Source organism: Plebeiibacterium marinum, from assembly GCF_026013615.1.
GTDB lineage: Bacteria > Bacteroidota > Bacteroidia > Bacteroidales > Marinilabiliaceae > Saccharicrinis > Saccharicrinis marinus_A.
The window spans coordinates 89,450-110,658 of record NZ_JAPDPI010000016.1; the positions used below are offsets into that span (position 1 = coordinate 89,450).

Below are 21,209 nucleotides of genomic sequence, written 5' to 3' on the forward strand. Positions count from 1 at the left end.
GTCGAGGGTAGGAGCTTTTTGGGTTTGATATTTTTACTGAAAATAAAAGAAGAGTCTCTTATCTCAAGTCTCTTATCTCTTATCTAAAAGAAATATGAACAGTCAAATTGTAAAATCTTATCAAGAGGAAATAGAGTTGAAATATCAACTGTATAACAGCCTCTTTTTATCATTGCAACTCGAAGCGGTTGAAAAAACGGGAAACATGATTCCTTTGTTGTATCAATCGTCTGTTAAAGGATTAGAAAATGGTGAAGATCCCGTTTCTATTGTTCAGAAGTTTTTTGCTAAACATCAGGCCGATTTGTCTGCAGATGAGCAAAATGACTTTTTGTTCAAAGTAATTCAATATATTGAGCGTCAGATTGTTTTGATAGATGCATTGGAGGATGCTGCCTATAATAAAATTCACCGTATAAAAGGGGAAAATTCATATGCTTCCATGACCGACAGGGTTAAAAAGGAGAACCTGATGGAGCAGATGGCTAAGGTGGTAAAGGAATTTGGTGTGCGGGTTGTATTAACTGCCCATCCTACTCAGTTCTATCCTTCGCAGGTATTGGGAATTATTACCGATTTGATGGAAGCTATCAAAAAAGGGGAAGTTGGTAATATCAGAAATTTACTGGGGCAGTTAGGGAAAACTCCATTTTATCAAAAACAGAAACCAACCCCGTTGGATGAGGCAAATCGGTTGAACTATTACTTGAGGGATACCTTTTACCCGGCCATTGGTGAATTGTTAGATAAAACAGCAGAGGACTACAAAGAGGCACTGGAGCATAATGATGAGTTGGTTTCATTAGGTTTTTGGCCGGGAGGCGACAGGGATGGAAATCCTTTTGTAACAGTTGATACTACTAAAGAAGTGGCAGCCCGATTAAGAAATACTGTTACCAATTGTTATTATAAAGATGTAAAGGAACTTAAACGTAGAATTACTTTTGCAGGTGCTCATGAAAAGGTGGTTGAAATTGAGGATTTGCTAAAAGCTGAATTGGCTAATTCAACAGGTGCGGCCAATGTAGACTTGGCTGTATTTAAGGCTAAAATAGAAGATCTTGAAAATTGCATCCAGGAAGAACATCAGGGGCTTTTCGTAGAGAAAGTTCAGTCGTTGAAGCGAAAACTACAGCATTTTGGTTTTTACATGGCCAGTATCGATATTCGACAGGATAGCAGGGTTATTGCCAGGGCATTAAAAGAAGTTGTTAAGGCTTATCCCGATATTCTTCCTTCCAACATTTTCGAAATGGAAGAAAAGGAGCAAATCCAGTTGTTGGTGAATGCTCGTGGGGTTGCAGATCCTAATATTTTTGAGGATGAAGTGGTAAGGGATACCGTAGCTTCGTTTGGTGTGATAAAGGATATCCAGAAGGCCAATGGACAAAGAGGGGCGCATAGGTATATTATCAGTAATTGCCGCGGTCCTATTGATGTGGCCAGGGTGTTGGCAATGTTCCGCATCTGTGGTTGGGGTTACGAAGAGTTAACAGTTGATATTGTTCCGCTTTTTGAAACCATTGATGATTTGAAAATGGCTGGAGATGCCATGCAAACATTATATACCAACCCAACATACCGTAAGCACCTCAATAGTCGAAACGACAGGCAAACTGTGATGCTTGGCTTTTCAGATGGAACTAAAGATGGGGGATACCTGATGGCCAACTGGGCAATATTCTCAGCTAAGGAAGATATTACTTTAAAATCCCGCGAAAGCGATGTGGAAGTGGTATTTTTTGATGGCAGGGGAGGTCCGCCGGCGAGAGGGGGTGGTAATGCTCACCGTTTTTATGCTGCTATGGGCAAAAATATTGAGAGCCGTCAGATACAGATGACTGTTCAGGGACAAACAATCAGTTCCCATTATGGGATAAAGGAGGCTGCTGCCCACAACCTTGGTTATTTGCTGACTGCAGGCCTGTCGAATCGGTTGTATAGCAAACCTCAAAATCAGATGGATGCCACCCAGCATGAATTTATTGCTGAAATGGCAGAAGCGAGCTATAAAAAGTATCTTTCATTAAAGGAGCATCCTTTGTTTGTGCCGTATTTGGAAGAAATCAGTACGCTTAAATATTACGGAAAGGCAAATATTGGAAGCCGCCCAAGCAAGCGCGGAGGTGGCGATAAAATCAATTTTGAAGATTTAAGGGCTATCCCGTTTGTAGGGGCCTGGAGCCAGTTAAAGCAAAATGTACCAGGTTTCTTTGGACTGGGATCTGCATTGAAAGAGCAGGATGAAAAAGGAAATATTCAGGCCTGTAAGGATTTGTATCAGAATTCTATCTTCTTTAGAACCTTGCTGTCTAATAGCATGCAAAGCATGAGCAAGACTAGTTTTGAGCTTACGCGTTATTTAGAAAAACATGAGAAATTTGGAGGTTTTTGGAAGATTATCTATGATGAGTTCTTGCTAACTAAAGAAATGGTGCTTAAAGTATCTGGTATGCCTTGTTTGTTGGAGGATAATCCAAGAAGTAGGATGAGTATTCAGTTAAGGGAAAAAATAGTTCTTCCATTATTGATTATTCAGCAGTATGCTTTAATGAAACTGCATGAGGCAAATGGCAATAAAGATATTCCTGTTGATGTTTTTGAAAAAATGGTGATCAGGGCCATGTTCGGAAATATTAATGCGAGTAGAAACTCAGCATAATATAGTTATTGGTTAATTAGTCATTGGTCATTGGTGGTAAAACTAACGACTTATGACTAATTACCAGTGTGCTTATTTTATTGTCCCAGTTCATCGTATTTTAAAAAGTCCTGAACCTCGAGGAAAGCACGTTCCATGCGAACCATTTTGTCAATCATAAAGTTAAAAATGGCAGGCCATTGTTCAGGAACAAGGTAATCTCCATCCATTTCCTTATATACACGGCATACCTCTTCTCCAAGGTCTTTTTCACAGGCAAAATCCCAGATTAGTTCTTCACCAAATTCATTTTCAAATATTTTTTTTGTGGCTTCCAGTTTTTCGTATATCTGTAGCCTTCTGCTTTCGTGTTTGATATTTATTTCAAGGGCAACAATAATTTTTTTGCGGCTAACATCAAACCTTAAGTCAACACCCTTAACTCCTGTCTTTTCTCCAATCCATACCTTCACCCTTCCTCGTTGCCCGGGTAATCTGCGGGTTTTATTTCCCAGTTTTCTCCAAAACTCCAGTATCAGTTCTTTTTTTTCTTCTTTTGAATACATAATTATTGATCCTCTTTTTTACCGGAAGTGTATAAAACGAAAAGCAAATATAAACTGCCCATACCTATTAGGCTGCCACCTATTATTTCTGCATTGCTATAGGATCCGTGTATGGTACCAAATCCCAGGACTATTAAAATAGCAGCTATAATGCCAAGTGTTCGTTTCATGTTAAATGATTTTAAATAAAAAGCCTGTTCGAAAATTCAAACAGGCTTCAAATTTATAGCTTTTGTATTTCTTTTAAAAATTATATCTAAATCCAAGTACTAAACGATTGTTTGCATATTCTTTCGAATTTTTGGGTCTCGATTTGACATCGGGAGTTCCATATGCTGCAACTGTATAAAGCCATTCCAAACCTATAGTTAGAGGGCCTGAATAAAATTTCACTCTTGGAGAGAAGTTGTAAATGTATTCTATGTTCCATCCTCTAGTATATGCAGTTTGGTCAAAATCAACTTCAGCAGTACTAGGGTCATCGTAATAAATGATAGATTCACTTGCTGTTCCATGGTTTTGCGTATATCCGGCAAAAAATCCCCATTGAATTTTTTTGTTGTTCGAGTGGATGTCTGTCCAAACTGATGAAGTTCTGATTGCTTCAAATTCATCGTTTATGGCAACTCCATTATTAGCCTTACGGGCAATCCCCCCAATCATTACCTGGTTGGTCATGTTTCCTCCATATACACCTTCTGCCTTTATTGTTATGGCAGGTAGGGTAAGTTTTGCCGACAGGTTTGCATGGGCGCTTGTTACTTTTCCTTCAGAAATAGCCAGGTTGTCGTCAACAGCTAGTGGTTGAACTTGTTTTACGCCCACTGTAGCGGCCAGGAAGAAATCTTTAGGAGAACCATATTTTAATTGAAAGTTAAATTCAGGAATGTCGGCATATTCAACCTGCTCTAATGCACCTGAATTTTTAAAATCACCTTGCGAAAGAGCTGAAAGTATTAGAGAAAGGTCTTTTGACGGTGAATAAGTAAATCTTAACTGTGGGTTACGGCTTAAGGGATGGAAAGGTAAACCAACAACAAAATTAACTGTAGCCGGGAAGTTTTCCGGTATAAAGAGTGGATGCCAGGTTTGACCCGCCAATAGTGATGTTTTGTTCCATTTAAGATTTAAAAAGGCATGTCTTAACCTTACAGCAAAATCTTTGGAGTTGCCTGATGCTCCTGCAAAATCACCTTCTATTTTTGCAGTTGTTTTTGCTCCAAAGGCATCCGGTCCGGAAATGGCAAAGCCCAAACGGCTTATCCCTGCACCAAAGTCAAATTTTGACTTGTCGTTTTTGTCGCTTCCGTTAGCATCTGCCGAAAAGCTTTTGGGGTATAAGTAGCCATGTCCACCTCTGGCTGCCACACTTTCCCTGGTGTCAACAAAAGCATCAAAGCCAATAAAACCATAGGTTTTAACCGAAACAGTTTTCTCCTTTTGCTGGGCCTGTGTTGCCAGTGACAATAAAATAAAAATGGGTAAAAGTAATTTTTTCATTTTTAGTGAGCGTTGTTGTGTATATTTAAAATAAATTCTGTTTTTTTATTGAGTAAACTATAATACGCAAATAATTGTTTTAGGTTTATTTAATTATGTTTTTAAACATTATTTTTTTTGTTAAAGGCGACAAAAGTATCTAAAAAATTAGTAATGAAGAAAATTCTTACCTTTTTATCTGCTCCCTATTTGATGATAGTTTTATTGATTTTGCTTGCAGCATCCATGGGCATTGCCACATTTGTGGAAAATGATTTTGGAACCAATGCAGCTAAAGCATTGTACTATAACTCTTGGTGGTTTGAAGCGTTGTTTGTTTTGCTGGCTGTTAATTTGTTGCTTAATATCGTTAAGCCATATATGTATTCAAAGGGGAAACTCGCTGTTTTATTGTTTCATGTTTCTTTTTTTATAATCATTTTAGGTGCTGCCTTAACCCGTTATGTTGGTTGTGAAGGTTTGATGCATATCAGGGAAGGTGAGACTGCAGATAGGTTTTTGTCCTCTGGTTCATATATATCTGGTAGTGTAGAAAAGAATGGAGAAGTTGTGTTGTTTGAACAGGAAGTGTTTATGTCGGAAAAAAGTAAGGGGTGCTTTAGTGAAAAGGTGAGTGTTGGAGGAGATGATATTCAGATAAAGAGCGTTGATTATATTTCACAAACCACTTACGTTGCAACTGAAGGTGCAGGAGGGAAGCCTTATGTTTCAATAGTTTATTCTGATTTGCAGGGTGGTAGAAGAAATGTGGGATTGTTTTGGGGTGATAAGGTCAGTGTAGATGATTATGTTATTGCTTTTGGTGAAGACACTGTAGCAGATTTCCATATTTATCCTGAAGGGGATAGCCTTATGTTTTGCTCCACTCATAGTGTTTTTACAACAGATATGGCTTCTCAGCAAGAAAAGGAAATAGGTGTAGGTGTTTCTCATCAATTTGTTCCCAAAAAGCTTTACAAAACTGAAGGGATCTTTATTGTTCAAACCCATTATATGACTAGCGCAATCCTACAGCCCGTTCCTGTATCTGAGGGAGAAAATGGGAGTTATGAAGAAAGTGTAATACTGAATGTAGCAGTGGATGATAGTGTTAAAACATTGGTGCTGCAAGGAAATATAGGGGCTTTAGGGGAAACTAATAGTATAGAGGTGGATGGATGTAAAATTACAGCTAGCTATGGGTCTAAAATTCTAAATATCCCGTTTAAAATTATGCTTAACGATTTTCAACTAGACAGGTATCCGGGTTCGGAAAGTCCCTCTTCGTTTGCAAGCGAAGTAACATTGTATGATGCAGAAAGGGGTGTGAAAGCAGATTTTAGAATTTTCATGAATAATATACTGAATTATAAGGGGTATCGGTTTTATCAGTCTTCGTATGATAAGGATGAGTTGGGAACTGTATTGTCTGTAAATAATGATTATTGGGGGACTACCATTACATATGTCGGATATTTTTTAATGTCAATAAGTATGTTGTTGTCGTTAATTGCCTCCAAAAGCCGGTTTGTTCATTTGTCAAAGGTTGTAAAGGAAGTGGGCAATCAAAAAAAGAGTCTTGTTTTATTGGGACTGTTTTTTATGTCGATATGTGCATATTCTCAATCTGTTGACGAAGCCGTTAAGGTTAGTGAAACGCAAGCGGAGAAATTTGGAGAACTATGGGTGCAGGATAACGGAGGGAGGTTGAAGCCCTTGAATTCAATGAATGGAGAGGTGCTTCGTAAACTGGTGAAACATAATACATTCAAAGGTTATTCTGCAGACAGGGTGGTTTTGAGTATGTTGGCTTACCCTGAGTTATGGCAAAAAGTGCCAATGATAACCGTTAAGGCAGAAAGCATAAAAAGAATTGTAGGCAATAGGGATAAGAAAGCTTCGTTTGCTGATTTTTTTACCAGCTCCGGAGTTTATAAGTTGAGCAAGGAAGTAAATGATGCTTATCGAACCAAGCCTTCTTACAGGACCAAGGAACAAAATGATCTGATAAAAATTGACGAACAGGTTAATGTTTTGTATATGGCAAAAACAGGTCAGTTGTTAAAGATATTTCCTGTTCCTGGAGAAGAGGGGGCGGCTTGGCTTCAGCCCGGACAATATTCGGAAAGAATAGAAGGAGGCGATAGCCTGTTTGTGAGAAATGTTTTTGGGATTTATCTGAAATCCTTAATAGAGGGAAAAGACCAGGAGGCATTGAAGTATCTGGATGCAATAAATAAGTATCAAAAAAAGTATGGCGCCGATATAATTCCCGGCAATAAGGTCAAAAGTCTTGAGATATTCTACAACAGGAGCAATCTTTTTTTAATGTTGGCACCAGTGCTCTTTGTTTTGGGGTTGTTGTTGGTAGTGATACAGTTTGCCTACTTGTTCGTGCCCAAAAAATCACCGGGAATGGTAAATGTTATCGGGTTCTGGGTATTGTTTTTGGGATTTTTAGCCTATTCAGGAGGGTTGGCTTTACGTTGGTATATTTCAGGTCATGCCCCATGGAGCAATAGTTATGAATCTATGCTGTATATTGGCTGGTCTATGTTGTTGGCCGGTTTGATCTTTTCTGGGAGGTCTGCCATTGCGCTATCGGTAGCTGCACTTTTTTCCGGAATAGTATTGTTGGTATCTCATTTGAGCTGGATGAACCCGGAAATTACCAATTTGGTTCCGGTGTTAAAATCTTATTGGCTGACGATACACGTTGCTGTTATTGTAGCTAGTTATGGATTCCTTGGGTTGGGAGCTTTGATGGCATTTTTTAACCTGATTTTGATTGGGGTCCAAAAAACAGGGGATAAAAAAATAGAATTGACTATAAAGGAGTTGAGTGCAATAGTAGAAATGGGGCTTACGGTTGGATTGTACCTGATGACTATAGGGTCGTTTTTGGGAGGTATTTGGGCCAATGAATCCTGGGGAAGGTATTGGGGGTGGGATCCTAAAGAAACCTGGTCGCTGGTAACCATCGTTGTTTATGCAGTTATCCTGCATCTGAGGTTTGTGCCCTCATTGAGGAGTTTAGTAATTTTCAATGCTGTTTCGGTTGTGGGTTTCTTTTCTGTATTGATGACATATTTAGGAGTGAATTACTATTTGGCAGGAATGCACTCTTATGCAAAAGGTGATCCTGTGCCGGTTCCTGATTTTGTTTATTATGTTATTGTAACTATAGTTGTAGTAGTGGGTTATGCTTTTTATAATCATGATAAGACAAGAAAAACGAGTTTAGGTTAACTCGTTACTAATAATTTTTGTTTGGAGTAATTGGTCTTGACAGAAAGAGGTTTCCAAAATATATACAATGTTGTTTATTTGCTGTTAATAAGTAAGCTCCAATTGGTACGGGTACTCAGGTTTAATATTTGTATTTTTGAAACATACAGAAAGAATGTAATAAGAAAACACGGATTACCTATAGTTTGGTAGGTCTGGGAATAGGATATATTTAAACCGGGAGTGATAAATGAAAAAGGAAAGTTTGGAAAATACATCCAGGCTTCAGTCATTAGAGGCAGAGGTTAAGCATCTGAAAGGTTTGCTTAGCAAAGTATCGGTGTCTTCAAATCAGGTGGAAAGTGGTTTTGTCGATAAGATCGAATCAAAAATTGACGGGTTGGCTCATAGTGGTGAACGGTATGCTGATATTGTAGCGTTAGTTTTAAAAGAGTTGGGTCAAAATATTAGTGCTGATAGGGTATCTGTTTTTGATTACGATAATGACAGCAGTGGATATTTAGCTAAATATCAATGGTGTAATGAAAATTTTCAGGAATATCATCCTTCAGACCTGATCATAAGCGATATTGAAAATCCTTTATTAAATCCTACTTGTGGAAATGCATTTGCTACATGCTCTTTAAACGAAGATCTTAAGAATTCGTTGGCTTCAAAATTTGAAACATTTCAGGTTCAGTCTTTATTGATCCTGCCATTTGGCAATGATGAAATCATAAATGGATTGTTGGTTCTTGAAGTATGTACTTTTAGCCGGGAGTGGTTTGATTTTGAAATCAATGAACTTGCATCAAATAGCAGGTTGATTGAATCTTTGCTTGATAAATATTGGTTTAAGAGAAATGCACAGGAGGAGGTTTTAATAAGGTCGTTGATACACAAGGCAACCCAGATTGTTTCACACAGTCGAAATTCCAGAAAATGTATTGTTCAACTATTGGAGCTGATCGGGCAAGAATTGGCTATTGAATCGGCTTATATTGTCGAAAAAGGAAATCTTTCTAATCACCATGAGCTGTTGTGGCTACAGGGTGAACATGAAGAGGATGGGTGTTTGTCTGGGTTTGAAATTGACAAGCTTGTTTCAGGAAAATCGATAGGAAGTGGCATTGTGTTGCATAAAAAAGAGATTTCCGGGAGTGGGGTGGATTTTGTTCGTTCGGAATCGATAATGGTTAGCAAGCTTGAATGTAGTAATGATTTTGTGGGTTGGCTGATTGTGGAAGCAACAACAGACAGGGTTCGGTGGATTAGTAAGTTTAACGGATTTTTGAAATCGCTTGCAAACCTGTTGTCTACTGCTTTGGGAGATCTGCATCAGGAAAATGAGCTCAATAATAGGTGTTTGTATTTGCTCGAAGCCAACAAGGGATTGGCTGTGAAGGAAACCTTTTTGCAAGAAGTGTTAAAAAATGCGCCTTGGGGTATCATAAAGTTATGTGGATCTGAAGTGAAACTTGCAAATGAAAAAGTTGCTTCAATATTTGAATTGTCGGTTGAAGAACTAGTTGGTAAGCAGCTTGTAGATTTGATTGATAAAGACAGGGCTTCTGAGTTGTTGCTACAGGCTCGTAAAGGGATGGGAATTGTACAGATACAAACGAGTTTGCAGGTGGGATTGTATACCAAGCAATTATTGTGTGCAGCGGCTGTTGACAATTCAATGAGCGAAGATGGTTTTATGCTTTTTATATCTGACGTAACTTCACAGGTTGCTGTTGAAACTAAATACTCTGAACTCAGAATTCGTTATGAAAAGATATTGGAATCATCAATTGATGGAATTTTTATAACAGATTTAAATACAAATGTAAAATTTGTTAATAAATCAGCTCGGGATATATTGAAATATGATGCAGTTGAGGCCACGCAATTAAGTTTAAAAGAATTGTTTATTGAGGAGGCAGATGATTTTATTACGAAAATGAAATCTGGTCTTGTCTCTGATAAGTTTTATAAAAGTCGCGCTGCTCTGAAAAATAAAGACGGAGAAGTGTTATTGGCCGATATAGCTGTCAGTAAAATTTACATTGATAATAAAGAACATCTTTATTTTACGATCCATGAAGTAGGAGTGAGTGATGTTGTGGAGCCTGGAATCCAGGGAACAGGAGGCGATTTTGAGCAGTTGGCACTGGTTAGTCCTGATATTGTGTTGCGTCTGGATACCGATAGGCGAATATGGTTTTATAATGAATCCTTAATAAATAATTTTCCCTTTTTGGCTGAAAAGGAAGTGCGGGGAAGTACACTGACTGAGCTGGGGGTATTTAATGAAGTAGTTGGACCAACCTGGGAAGCCAAAATAAATGATGTGATTTCGACAAAAGAAAAAACTGCTATGCAGCTTGGGTTTAGTGATGAGTCGAAAGAGCTGTATTTTGATTGGGTTATTTCTCCTGAGTTGGATGGCCAGGGCAATGTGCTTGGTTTATTTGCGATAGGGAAGAGTCTTTCGGAACAAAAAAATGTAGAAAAACAATTGTTAGAGGCCAAGGTGAAAGCGGAGGAGTCGGATAAACTGAAATCTTCGTTTCTAGCCAATATCAGTCATGAGCTAAGAACCCCCTTAAATGCGATTGTTGGTTTTTCTGCCTTGCTTAGGGGAGATAATGTGTCGGATGCAGAAAGGGACGATTATGTGGAAGTGATCCATAAAAACTCTGACAGCTTGATGAGTCTCATCAATAATATTATCGATGTGGCCAAGATTGAAAGTGGAAAGATAGCTGTGGAGAAGGAATCTGTTGAGGTTCGTGAGGTGCTTCAATCGTTATATGATGATTTTACTCCTAAGATTGACATTGAGCATAAAGGCAGGGTTAAGCTTTATTTGTCGATGCCTAAGGAAGAGAGATGTGAAATACTTTCCGATTCAATCAGGTTCAGGCAAATTATGGTGAATTTAATTGGTAATGCGGTTAAATTTACCATTAAAGGATTTATAGAATTTGGATATGCCAGAGAAGATGGTGTGATAAAGTTCTATGTTAAAGATACAGGAATAGGTATTTCAGAAGCAAAGCAAAAACTGATATTCCAACCTTTCAGAAAAGAAGTAGAAACAAGCAATCAAATATATGGGGGAACAGGAATAGGTCTTTCAATATGTGAAAAAATTGTACAGGCATTAGGTGGGGAAATAGGTTTGAAATCGGATAAAGGAAAAGGTTCTGAATTTTATTTTACGCATCCTGTTGAATTGCAAAAGAAAGAAGAGGAGAAAAGAATATCTCATAAAACCATAACAATTACTAATCCTGTATTGCAAAAGAACTACTATTGGCCAAATAAGATGATGCTGTTGGTTGATGAGAATAGCAGTGCTCACTTGCAAATGCGGAAGTTTATAGAAAAAACCGGGATTACATTGGTTTCTGCACGTACTGCAGCCGGAGCAAGCAAGTTGCTTATGAACAGAAAGGATATCCATTTGGTTGTTATGGATTTAAAATTTCCGGATTCAACGGGTTATGAACTGGTGAAGGAAATTAAAAAACTCAACACCAATATTCCTGTAATTGTTCATTCGGATAAGGCTATAAATGGTAATTGTGATGATTTGTTAGGCCAGGGTTTTGATGCTTGTATTCAAAAGCCTTCAGATAAAGATGAAGTCCTTAATGTAATGGATAGGTTTCTTGTTGAGGCAAGTCAGAGGTAGTTCTTTCAGATAGATTTAAGCAAAAAAAATGTGTATCTCTATTGTAGGTGAGATACACATTTAAAATGAGTATTAAGTTGAGTTTGTTGTTGCTCAACCTGGTCTTCCTGATCTTTATTTGTTAAAGGCATAAGTGTAATTTTTGTTATCCGAATTGATCTGCACTGTATAATTTCCAGTTGGCAATGCTGAAATATCATATTTCTTTGAAAAAGCATTTCCGCCTGTAACCGTTTGTGTAAATAATTCTTCTGAGTTTGCATCTGTAATAGATATGCTAAATGCTCTGCTGCTAAAATCCAGGTGGCTTACAAGTAATGTGTTGTCAGTTACTTTTACAAAAGAATTGGCCTTGTTTAGTGAAGCGCTCTTTTTTTTGTCCGTTACAATCTTGTGATCTTCAACAATAAATGATTTTGAAAGACTTTCGCTTCCTTTTTGTTTTAGTATAACAGAATATTCACCATCGCTCAAGTGTGAAAAATCCAGTACTTTTTGTGTGAAGCCCGGTTGGTCAATCCATTCTTTGTGAAAAACCACTCCCTCATTGTTCTCAATTAGTAAAACAGCATTCTTGGCACTAAAGTTACTTACCGATAATATGGAATAGTCAGTGTGTAAGTAGGGTAAGATAGAGACTTTAGATGCTGGTGCTTTTCCTTCACCTTCTCCTGCAAAAACTGTTGTGGTTAAGGCAAACATTACTCCCAATGCTAAACCTTTAAATAATCTACTTGATTTCATAAAATATATGTTTTTTGTTGATAAAGTGTCAACTTTGGTGGGTTGACATTACAAACATACATGTATTTGGTGTTTTGATTGCAAAAAATAGGGGGTGCGAGACTTGTGATTTATGTTTTATTAAGGCTTTGTTGCAAAAGTTCGTTTCGGTAACATGTAGAAAATACAAAGTTAACATTAAGTTAACATTGAAAAGAGGCGTTAACAAATGGGCTGGTTTTTAACAAAAATGCCCACAATTATTCCTCCAATGTTAAAAATATCCTTTGCTTTTACTGGCTTTGTTAATTACTGTTTTGTATCGTTCAGACGCTGTGGGAATCAGTTGTTCAAAACCTGCTTGATATGGAAATAATGAAGTTTCTGCCAGGGCTGCTTATACCTGATGAGAAGGTCTTGTAATGTATGTCGGTAATGTTTTCGATAGAAATCTGGGCGATTATGTTCTCGGATATTTCAAATTGGTTTGCCCAATTAATGGTACACCAGGAAGGGAATGTATTGTTTATCCCTTCTTCTTCGTTGTCTTCTCCGTAAGGCGACATGTCGGCAAATTCTTTTTTACCCTGGTAATGGATGTAAACCTCAGTTTTATATCTTTTCTTTTGGTATGAAGTAGAAATTTTTCCGAATAAAGGGGTGATGTGCCCCAATGGTTCATTTGTCGATGTGATCTTTCCGTGGGTGTAATTAATAGTGGCCTGAATGGAAATATGCGGCAGAGGTGAGGCGTTTACGCCTGCACATATTCCTTTGATTGAGGCTTTCTGTGCGTTAATGTTTGTTACAATTCTATATAAATCACCATCATAAGGAATGGAGTCCATTTTGTATGGGGTGTTGTAACTCCTTACAATGGCATCCCTTAACCAGGTATGATAAAGTGAAATATTTAATAATATCATTTCGTTGTTAAATGACTTGTCGGCAGAAAGTTCCAGGTTATAGGCGTATTCTGGTTTTAGGCCTGGATTGGGTAAGCTTATTTCATCATTCTTTGCTCTTATCTTTCCATAATCGTCAACGTTAGCTACTCTGTATCCACTGGTAAATATGGTGTTTATTTTCCATGATTTGTCAGGTGAGTATACAAATCCAATGCTTCCGGAAGGAGCAGTGTTTCTGTTGTCTAGTTTTTTTAGTAAAGGTTTGAATCCATCGGTATCTTTAAATTTCGAACTGAAATGATAGTGCCCGATCCGAATGCCGGCATTGAATATAAGATTGGGGTTTAGTTCTGTATGGTAACTAGTATATATAGCATACGTGTGAGAGTGTGTTCCTCCGTTTGGATATCGTGTTGGTGCAGAGCTAATGTTGTTTGTGTTGATGTTTTTATAAGACGCATTGGAGTTTACGTGGTTGTAGATGAATTCTATTCCGTAGTTTATTCTTGAGCTTGATTCCAGTTGCTTTACTAAGTCGATATTTATGCTGCCTATATTTAGATCTTCAACCTGTGATAGTTTTTGTTCTGAATTGAACTTTCGGCTATGTCGCGATTCTTTAATTTTTTGGTAGGCAACAACAGTGTGTACAGAACTGAAAATTTTACATTGTTTGTTGTACTGGCTATTGGCAGATATAAACAGCCTTTCCTGGGGACCGTAGTAGTATTCGCTATATTTTAGATAATCGTTTTTGTAATCGTTAAGCGCATCAAACCTGTGAATATTGGATGAGGTGGAATACTGGCTGTTTAGCATTAATTCATGGTTTCTGTTTGCCTGGAAACTCATCTTTTGAATGATGTCATATTGTTTGTAACCCGTAAATAGTTGTGTTGATGGATTTGGGTTAATAAACATGGAGTCTTTTCCATTGATTCTTTTACTGTAGTGTAGTATTTTTCCCCATTCGTCAGCTCCTGCACTATTCCTCCTGTTTTTACCCATTTCAATATCTCCAAAGTCGCTGTACGAAAAGCTTGTTAATGAAGCAATTTTTTTTGATCCCAGGTTTAAATGGATGTTCGACTTTAACGTATTTGTTGAAGAGTGCGCTTGCAAGGATGCTCCCGCTTTTATAAAAGGATTGTTGGCGGTGGAATAAACTGGATTTTTAGTGTTATAGCTGATTACCCCGCCCAAGGCGTCACTTCCATACATTACAGAAGAGGGGCCAAATAGGATTTCAGTATTATTTAAAATTGAGGGGTCAATGGTGATGGAGTTTTGTAAATGGCCGCTTCTGTATATGGCATTGTTCATTCTAACGCCATCAACCACCAGTAGTATTCTGTTGGCTTCAAATCCACGCAGAACAGGGCTGCCTCCCCCTCCCTGGCTCTTTTGTACTGCAACGTACCCTGTGGATGTTAATATGTCGGCTGCGGTATTTGCATTTTTATATTGTATGGTTTTGGGAGCAACAGTTTGTATGAAATAGGGAATGTTTTTTTTGTTTTCTTCAATTCTGTTGGCAGACACAATAAACTCATCAATGGTAAATATTTTCGGGATCAGGTATATGATTTTTTGGTTTCTTTCATGAACCTGTAAAAGCAAAAGGTTATAGGCCGGATGCTTAATCCAAAGTTTGCTATTTTTCTCAAATATAGATAAATCTATTGATCCACTGGCATTTGAAACTGTTGTTGTAGATTCGTATTCGTCAAAAACCATTACGTTAGATACAGGCAAATGTGTTTCGCTATCTAAAATAGTAATGTTTTGGGAATTAATTTCGAGTGAGGAAAATAGGGTTAATGATAATAGTAAAAATATAATATTAATGTTCTTCATTTCTTGAATTACTCAGTCCAACATCTGTTTTGCGGTCTTATAAATTGATTTTTTGTCAAATCCGCATTCGTGCTGTAATTCAGTTTGTGTGCCATGATCAACAAACCTGTCAGGGACACCCAGTTTTTTTATTTGTGAAGCATAGCCGTGTTCAACCATAAATTCCGTTACAGCGGTGCCTATACCACCAATAATCGTTCCATCTTCTATGGTAATAACTTTTTTATGCTTTTTAAATACCTGGTGCAGCAATTCTTCATCTAAGGGTTTGCAGAATTTCAGGTCGTAAAGGGCTGCAGAAATGCCTTCTCTTTCCAGGGTTTTGCATACTTGTTCGGTTTTGTTGCATATGGGTCCTAAGGTAAGTATGGCTATGTCATCCCCTTCTCTGATTTGTTCGCCCTTTCCAATCACAATTGTTTGCATTTGGTTTTTCCACTCTAGTATTGAGCCATTCCCTCTTGGATAACGAATGACAAATGGCCCCATGTTGGCTTGCTGTGCAGTAAACATTAGGTTTCTTAGTTCATGTTCGTTGCGGGGACTGGCAATAATCAGGTTGGGGATAGGGCGGAAAAATGCCAGGTCGAAAACGCCATGGTGCGTTGCTCCGTCAGCACCTACCAGGCCAGCTCTGTCCAAACAAAAAACTACATTGAGTTTTTGTAATGCAACATCGTGTATAACCTGATCAAAGGCACGCTGCATGAAGGATGAATAGATGTTGCAAAATGGTACCAATCCAGATATGGCCAATCCTGCAGAAAATGTGACGGCATGTTGTTCTGCTATTCCAACATCAAAAGCCCTGTCGGGCATTTTCTCCATCATAATATTTAATGAACATCCGGAAGGCATAGCTGGTGTTATCCCTACAATATTTTCATTTTTTTCAGCGAGTTCAACAATGGTGTGTCCAAATACATCCTGGTATTTTGGAGGTTTGGGTTTTACCTCTTCAGGTTCAATTTTTTCACCGGTTTCTTTGTTGAATTTTGCTCCTGTTGCATGCCAGGCGGTTTGGTTTTCTTCAGCCAGTTTAAAGCCTTTCCCTTTTTTTGTAATGCAATGTAGTACTTTTGGGCCTGGGATGTCTTTCAGGTCTTTCATTACTTTTACCAGGTGATTGATGTCATGCCCGTCAACCGGACCAAAGTATCTGATGTTAAGACCTTCAAATATGTTTGTTTGCTTGGTGAGCAAAGATTTTATACTGTTGTTTATGGCAACAATCTTATCTTTTGCATTTGGGCCTGTGATTTTAAATTTTTCCAGGCCCCTGAATATTTCTCTTCTGATTTTATTGTATGTATGAGAAGTTGAAATATCAACAAGATAATCGCTTAGTCCCCCAATATTGGGGTCTATAGCCATATTGTTGTCATTTAATACAATAAGCATATTGGCCTTGGATGAGCTAAGGTTGTTTAAGCCTTCAAATGCCTGGCCTGCAGTCATGCTGCCATCGCCTATAATGGCAACCGCCTGCCTTGTTGTTTCCTTGTTTCGTTGAGCAGCAAGAGCGATGCCCAATGCTGCAGATATTGAAGTTGATGAGTGGCCAACGCCAAATGCATCAAATTCACTTTCAAAAATATTAGGGAAACCGCTAATGCCTTTATATTTACGATTTGTGTGGAATACATCTTTTCTTCCGGTCAGTATTTTGTGTCCGTATGCCTGATGGCCAACATCCCAGATTAGTTTGTCGTATGGGGTGTTGAAAACATAATGCAGCGCAACGGTAAGCTCAATAACACCAAGACTGGCACCAAAATGCGCCGGATTGCACGAAACAGCATCAATGATAAAATCTCTAAGTTCCTGGCATACCTGTGGCAAATCTTTTTCGTTGATTTTTTTTAGGTCGTCAGGGCTATTAATGTCTTTGAGAAGGCTGTTTGTTATGTGTTGCATTCTTTGTGTACAAGTAAAATTTATTGTGTGCAAATATAACATATTACACCGAAACTAACATTACAAGTGTTTTTATACTTAAAAAATATAAGCATCTTTGATGGCAAAATTTAATCAACACATTTAAAATCTTACAAGGAAATGAAGGGATTAAAAATTTTATTTTGTGGTATTGTAATAACAGGGATGTTTTCGTGTGTGCCTTTAAAGCAATTCCAGGATCTTGAAGGTAAATATGATTCCAATAAAGGTGAACTGCGGGCAATGCAGGATGAAAATGAAAGCCTTGAGGTGAGCAACAGGGAGTTTTCTTCGGAAATTGAAGGTTTAAAAGAGGAAGTGTTGCAGCTGGAGAAAGATACCCTGAGGTTGGCCAAAAAAGTTTGGTCGCTTGAAAACAGGAATAAAGAATTGGCGGGTCAATATGGTGATTTTTTAGAGGATTTTGCCAATAATAATAAAGATCAATCTTCAGGAGAGCTGTTGAAACATTTGCAGTCGTTACATGAAGAGTTGCAGAAACGTGAAGATGAATTGGCTGAGTATGAGAGGGAGCTGGAGAAAAAAAGACAAGGGCTGGAGCTGGCAAAAAGTGACCTTGATCAAATGCAGTCGGAGCTGGAGCTTCGCAACAAGCGTTTGTTTGAGCTTGAAAGTGCCTTGTCGGAAAAGGATTCTTTAATGAATGCATTAAAACAAACAGTGGCAGATGCACTGACCGGTTTTAGCGATGAAGAGCTTGAAGTACATATTAAAAATGGGAAAGTATATGTTTCTATGGAAGAAAAGTTACTCTTTAGTTCAGGAAGCTATCAGGTAAGTGCCATTGGTATCGGGGCTTTGGGTAAAATTGCAGGAGTGCTGGAATCTAAAAAAGACATCAATGTTTTAGTAGAAGGGCATACAGATGATGTACCCTATAAAAGTACCGTGCTGCTTGATAATTGGGATTTAAGTGTTAAAAGAGCGACGTCGGTAACGAGGATTTTGTTACAGGGACAAAATATTGATCCATCGAGGATTACAGCAGCCGGAAGGAGCGAATATGTACCTGTTAAGAAAGGAAAAACTCCTGAAGCCCGGAAAAAGAACAGACGCACAGAAATCATATTGTCACCAAATCTTGATCAGATATTCAACATACTCGAGACTAATTAGTCAAACAAAATGCTATTGTTTATATAGTGTAATGTATTTCAGGGCTTTAACTTTCAAAAAGATCTTGAATGTTTTATTGCTTGCATTTTCCTTTATGTATAGTAAGGTCTTTAAAAATACTGTGCATAAAGGGATGCCTTTTGCTGTAAGTGTGGAGCCTAATAATACATGCAATTTGTTTTGTATTGAATGCCCTACGGGTTTAAATATCCTGCAGAGGCCAAAAGGGCGTGTATCCTTGCCTGCTTTTAAAAATATTGTTGATCAGATAAAGGAGCGTACTGTAATGGTAAACCTGTATTTTCAGGGTGAGCCATTTTTAAATAAAGACCTGATTAAATTGATCCAATACTCAAAAAATAAGGGGCTTGTTGTATCAACTTCAACAAATGCCCATTTTATTAATGAAGAAATAGCAAAGGATATAGTTCAGTCTGGGCTTGACGAATTATATATTTCACTTGATGGGGTCGATCAGGAAGCTTATGGGAAGTATCGGCTTGGGGGTGATATTAATAGTGTTGTGAGGAGCATAAAAAACCTGGTTGCAGCCAAAAGGAAATATAATTCTAATTATCCGGTAATCAGGTCCCAAATGTTGGTCTTTAGTCATAATGAACATCAGGTTGAGAGGTTCAAGGAATTATCTTATAGTTTAGGTGTAGATGTTGCCGATATAAAAACCGCACAGATTTATAATGTCGAAAATAAGAGTCATTTAATACCCAAATCAAAAAAGTATTCGCGATATACTAATGATTCTGAAGGAAAATTCAGGATAAATGGGGAAGTTAAAAACTCGTGTTGGAAGCACTGGAGCTCCTGTGTTGTAACATGGGACGGAAAAGTTGTTCCCTGTTGTTTTGATAAAGATGCAGCGTATGTACTTGGAAATGTATTGGGTGCAAGTTTTGTGGATATATGGAGAAGTGGCAAATATGATCGTTTTCGCCGCAATATATTAAATCGTCAGAATCAAGTAGAGATGTGTAAAAACTGCCCGTTAAGCAGGGGGTAAAGGGTTGGCTTTTTGCAGAAAACAATAGTATTAGGTTATATTGGATGCAATAATTATTAAATTTAGGTAGAAATAGCTTTTTTTTTGATTAAAAGAAATAATAATTGATATGAAAGTCCTATTTTTAAAGCATTATTAAACCCACACAATTTCAGGTTTTTTGCCTGATAAACTATATGACAAAAAGAGGAACAAGTAGATTCATTAGATTGATAAATATTTGGGTAAGAAGAAGGCTGGGGCCAACCTCATTACCTTCTGGGAGTGGTTTCTCATATTGGCGCGAAAGGATTTTTCATTATTTTACTCTGTTCCTTATTTCAATAGGCTTACTTTCATACCTTTATTATACCATCTCTTTTTTGCAGACGAACGATATAATACCTGCAATTTTCAGTTCCACTATTTTTATTTCTACCTTGTTTGTTTCGTTGGTACGGATATTTCCGTATTCATTCCGGGCAGGTTGGATTTTGGGGTGTATCTATTTGTTAGGAGGGTATTTGTTTATTACAAGTGGCCCGGTATCTTTAGGTTTGGTTTTGCTTTTGGCTTATTCTGTGCTCTCAAGTATACTGTTAGGGTACAGGGCAAGTGTTTATTCTGTAATTTTTAATGTGGTGATATTGCTTGTCGCCTCAGTTCTCCACTATTCCGATATTATTACTGAAGGATTGCAGCTTGATATGGAGCTGAGTACATACATTAATCTGGTAGTTTTATTTGGGGTGGTAAATATAATAACCCTATCTCCTTTGTTGTCGTTTATAAACGGGATGAATTTTAGTTTTGAGAAAGAACTCCGTTATAAAAACATCTTAAGTAAAGAGCGGGAAAAATTAATGCGTGCAAAAATAAAAGCGGAGGAGTCTGATGTACTAAAGACTGCATTTCTTTCAAATATGTCGCATGAAATACGAACCCCTATGAATGCTATATTGGGGTTTAGTAACCTGTTGTCACACAAGGAGATTAGTGCTATTGAAAAGGAGGAGTTCGTCAATCTGATCAGGATTAATGGGAAAAACCTCCTTACTTTGGTTGAAGATATTATTGATATTTCAAAAATAGATAGCGGTCAATTGCGTATAAAAAATGCTCCGATATGCCTTCATGGTGTGTTGAAAGAGATATATGATTCTTTTTGGGATGATATAAAACGAAGGGGGCAGATTAATTTGAAACTGTATTTGAATGAGGGGATATCTGAAAAGAACACTACCATATTGACTGATGCATTTCGTTTAAAGCAAGTGCTTATAAATTTAGTGGGTAATGCCATAAAGTTCACAGAAAGAGGATTTGTTGAGTTTGGTTATGAGTTGAAAAATGAAGAAGTACTTCAGTTTTATGTAAAAGATACAGGGATAGGACTTCCGGAAGGAAAAGAGCAGATTATTTTTGAACGGTTTCAAAAATTTTCAGGAACGAAGCAAAAGATGCTTTATGGAGGTACCGGTATTGGATTGTCCATTGCAAAAGATCTGGTAAGCCTTATGGGGGGTAAGATATGGGTGGAATCAGAAGAAAAAGTGGGTAGCACATTTTATTTTACCGTTCCATATCATAAAGTGAGCAATGTTGGTTTAGATTCCTTTAAAGAGGATGATGTGGCTGTGTACAACTGGGAAGGCAAAACATTTTTAATAGCAGAAGATGAAGAGGATAATTTCAGATATCTGGAAGTAGCCTTGTCTATTTCAAATGCAAGTTTAATTTGGGCACGTAATGGAGCTGAGGCAGTGGATATTTTTAACCGGATTGGTAATATTGATTTGGTGCTGATGGATATAAAAATGCCGGAAATGGATGGTTATAGTGCTACGCAGGAAATAAAGAAGAGGAATCAGGAAGTGCCTGTTATTGCACAAACAGCTTATGCAATGAGTGAGGAAAGGGAAAAATCTAAAAAAGCAGGTTGTGATGATTATATATCAAAACCTATCAGCTATGATGATTTGCTAAGGGTTATCAATAAGCATGTGCCAGGAGTAAACGGAAAAAATTGAAATGAAATAACCACAAAAAA

General features: G+C 37.7%; 12 protein-coding genes. 6 read left to right on the top strand and 6 right to left on the bottom strand.

Annotated features, from left to right (window positions below):
- Nucleotides 1-94: 94 nt before the first annotated feature.
- On the top strand, nt 95-2,662 hold the full coding sequence (locus OM074_RS09490; RefSeq protein ID WP_301199225.1) for a phosphoenolpyruvate carboxylase: 2,568 nt from the start codon (nt 95-97) through the stop codon (nt 2,660-2,662).
- Nucleotides 2,663-2,739: 77 nt separating this feature from the next.
- On the opposite strand, the gene OM074_RS09495 is transcribed toward OM074_RS09490, so the two are convergent.
- From OM074_RS09495 to OM074_RS09505, 3 genes are all read right to left on the bottom strand, one after another.
- The gene (locus OM074_RS09495; RefSeq protein ID WP_301199226.1) at nt 2,740-3,207 is read right to left on the bottom strand and encodes a DUF4268 domain-containing protein; all 468 of its coding nucleotides are present in this window, start codon (nt 3,205-3,207) and stop codon (nt 2,740-2,742) included.
- Between the two features lie 2 nt (nt 3,208-3,209).
- A complete protein-coding gene (locus OM074_RS09500; protein ID WP_301199227.1) occupies nt 3,210-3,377 on the bottom strand; it encodes a hypothetical protein in 168 nt (55 codons plus the stop codon).
- 73 nt (nt 3,378-3,450) lie between these two features.
- A complete protein-coding gene (locus tag OM074_RS09505; RefSeq protein ID WP_301199228.1) occupies nt 3,451-4,707 on the bottom strand; it encodes a DcaP family trimeric outer membrane transporter in 1,257 nt (418 codons plus the stop codon).
- A gap of 153 nt (nt 4,708-4,860) precedes the next feature.
- On the opposite strand from OM074_RS09505, the gene OM074_RS09510 reads away from it, so the two are divergent.
- Nucleotides 4,861-7,935, top strand: a complete 3,075-nt coding sequence (locus tag OM074_RS09510) for a cytochrome c biogenesis protein (protein ID WP_301199229.1) — start codon at nt 4,861-4,863, stop codon at nt 7,933-7,935.
- Between the two features lie 229 nt (nt 7,936-8,164).
- Nucleotides 8,165-11,599 (top strand): ATP-binding protein, encoded by a 3,435-nt coding sequence (locus OM074_RS09515; RefSeq protein WP_301199230.1) that lies wholly within the window; start codon nt 8,165-8,167, stop codon nt 11,597-11,599.
- Nucleotides 11,600-11,713: 114 nt separating this feature from the next.
- On the opposite strand, the gene OM074_RS09520 is transcribed toward OM074_RS09515, so the two are convergent.
- The 3 genes from OM074_RS09520 to dxs form a co-directional block, all read right to left on the bottom strand.
- Complete coding sequence (locus OM074_RS09520) at nt 11,714-12,343, bottom strand: T9SS type A sorting domain-containing protein (protein WP_301199231.1); 630 nt, start codon at nt 12,341-12,343, stop codon at nt 11,714-11,716.
- 329 nt (nt 12,344-12,672) lie between these two features.
- Nucleotides 12,673-15,087 carry a TonB-dependent receptor plug domain-containing protein gene (locus OM074_RS09525; protein WP_301199232.1) on the bottom strand — a complete coding sequence of 805 codons (2,415 nt, stop codon included), beginning with the start codon at nt 15,085-15,087 and terminating at the stop codon, nt 12,673-12,675.
- A gap of 12 nt (nt 15,088-15,099) precedes the next feature.
- Nucleotides 15,100-17,004, bottom strand: coding sequence for a 1-deoxy-D-xylulose-5-phosphate synthase (dxs, locus tag OM074_RS09530; RefSeq protein ID WP_301199233.1), 1,905 nt, complete (start codon nt 17,002-17,004; stop codon nt 15,100-15,102).
- A gap of 141 nt (nt 17,005-17,145) precedes the next feature.
- Here dxs and OM074_RS09535 point away from each other — a divergent pair, with 141 nt between their 5' ends.
- The 3 genes from OM074_RS09535 (at nt 17,146) to OM074_RS09545 (ending at nt 21,189) form a co-directional block, all read left to right on the top strand.
- A complete protein-coding gene (locus OM074_RS09535; RefSeq protein WP_301199234.1) occupies nt 17,146-18,162 on the top strand; it encodes an OmpA/MotB family protein in 1,017 nt (338 codons plus the stop codon).
- Nucleotides 18,163-18,256: 94 nt separating this feature from the next.
- Entirely contained in the window at nt 18,257-19,180 is a 924-nt protein-coding gene (locus OM074_RS09540; protein ID WP_301199235.1) for a radical SAM/SPASM domain-containing protein, read from the top strand.
- Nucleotides 19,181-19,356: 176 nt separating this feature from the next.
- Nucleotides 19,357-21,189, top strand: coding sequence for an ATP-binding protein (locus tag OM074_RS09545; protein WP_301199236.1), 1,833 nt, complete (start codon nt 19,357-19,359; stop codon nt 21,187-21,189).
- Nucleotides 21,190-21,209: the final 20 nt, after the last annotated feature.

Coding starts and splice junctions, on each gene's coding strand:
- OM074_RS09490 (WP_301199225.1), top strand. CDS start 95: ATGAACAGTCAAATTGTAAAATCTTATCAAGAGGAAATAGAGTTGAAA.
- OM074_RS09495 (WP_301199226.1), bottom strand. CDS start 3,207: ATGTATTCAAAAGAAGAAAAAAAAGAACTGATACTGGAGTTTTGGAGA.
- OM074_RS09500 (WP_301199227.1), bottom strand. CDS start 3,377: ATGAAACGAACACTTGGCATTATAGCTGCTATTTTAATAGTCCTGGGA.
- OM074_RS09505 (WP_301199228.1), bottom strand. CDS start 4,707: ATGAAAAAATTACTTTTACCCATTTTTATTTTATTGTCACTGGCAACA.
- OM074_RS09510 (WP_301199229.1), top strand. CDS start 4,861: ATGAAGAAAATTCTTACCTTTTTATCTGCTCCCTATTTGATGATAGTT.
- OM074_RS09515 (WP_301199230.1), top strand. CDS start 8,165: ATGAAAAAGGAAAGTTTGGAAAATACATCCAGGCTTCAGTCATTAGAG.
- OM074_RS09520 (WP_301199231.1), bottom strand. CDS start 12,343: ATGAAATCAAGTAGATTATTTAAAGGTTTAGCATTGGGAGTAATGTTT.
- OM074_RS09525 (WP_301199232.1), bottom strand. CDS start 15,087: ATGAAGAACATTAATATTATATTTTTACTATTATCATTAACCCTATTT.
- dxs (WP_301199233.1), bottom strand. CDS start 17,004: ATGCAACACATAACAAACAGCCTTCTCAAAGACATTAATAGCCCTGAC.
- OM074_RS09535 (WP_301199234.1), top strand. CDS start 17,146: ATGAAGGGATTAAAAATTTTATTTTGTGGTATTGTAATAACAGGGATG.
- OM074_RS09540 (WP_301199235.1), top strand. CDS start 18,257: ATGTATAGTAAGGTCTTTAAAAATACTGTGCATAAAGGGATGCCTTTT.
- OM074_RS09545 (WP_301199236.1), top strand. CDS start 19,357: ATGACAAAAAGAGGAACAAGTAGATTCATTAGATTGATAAATATTTGG.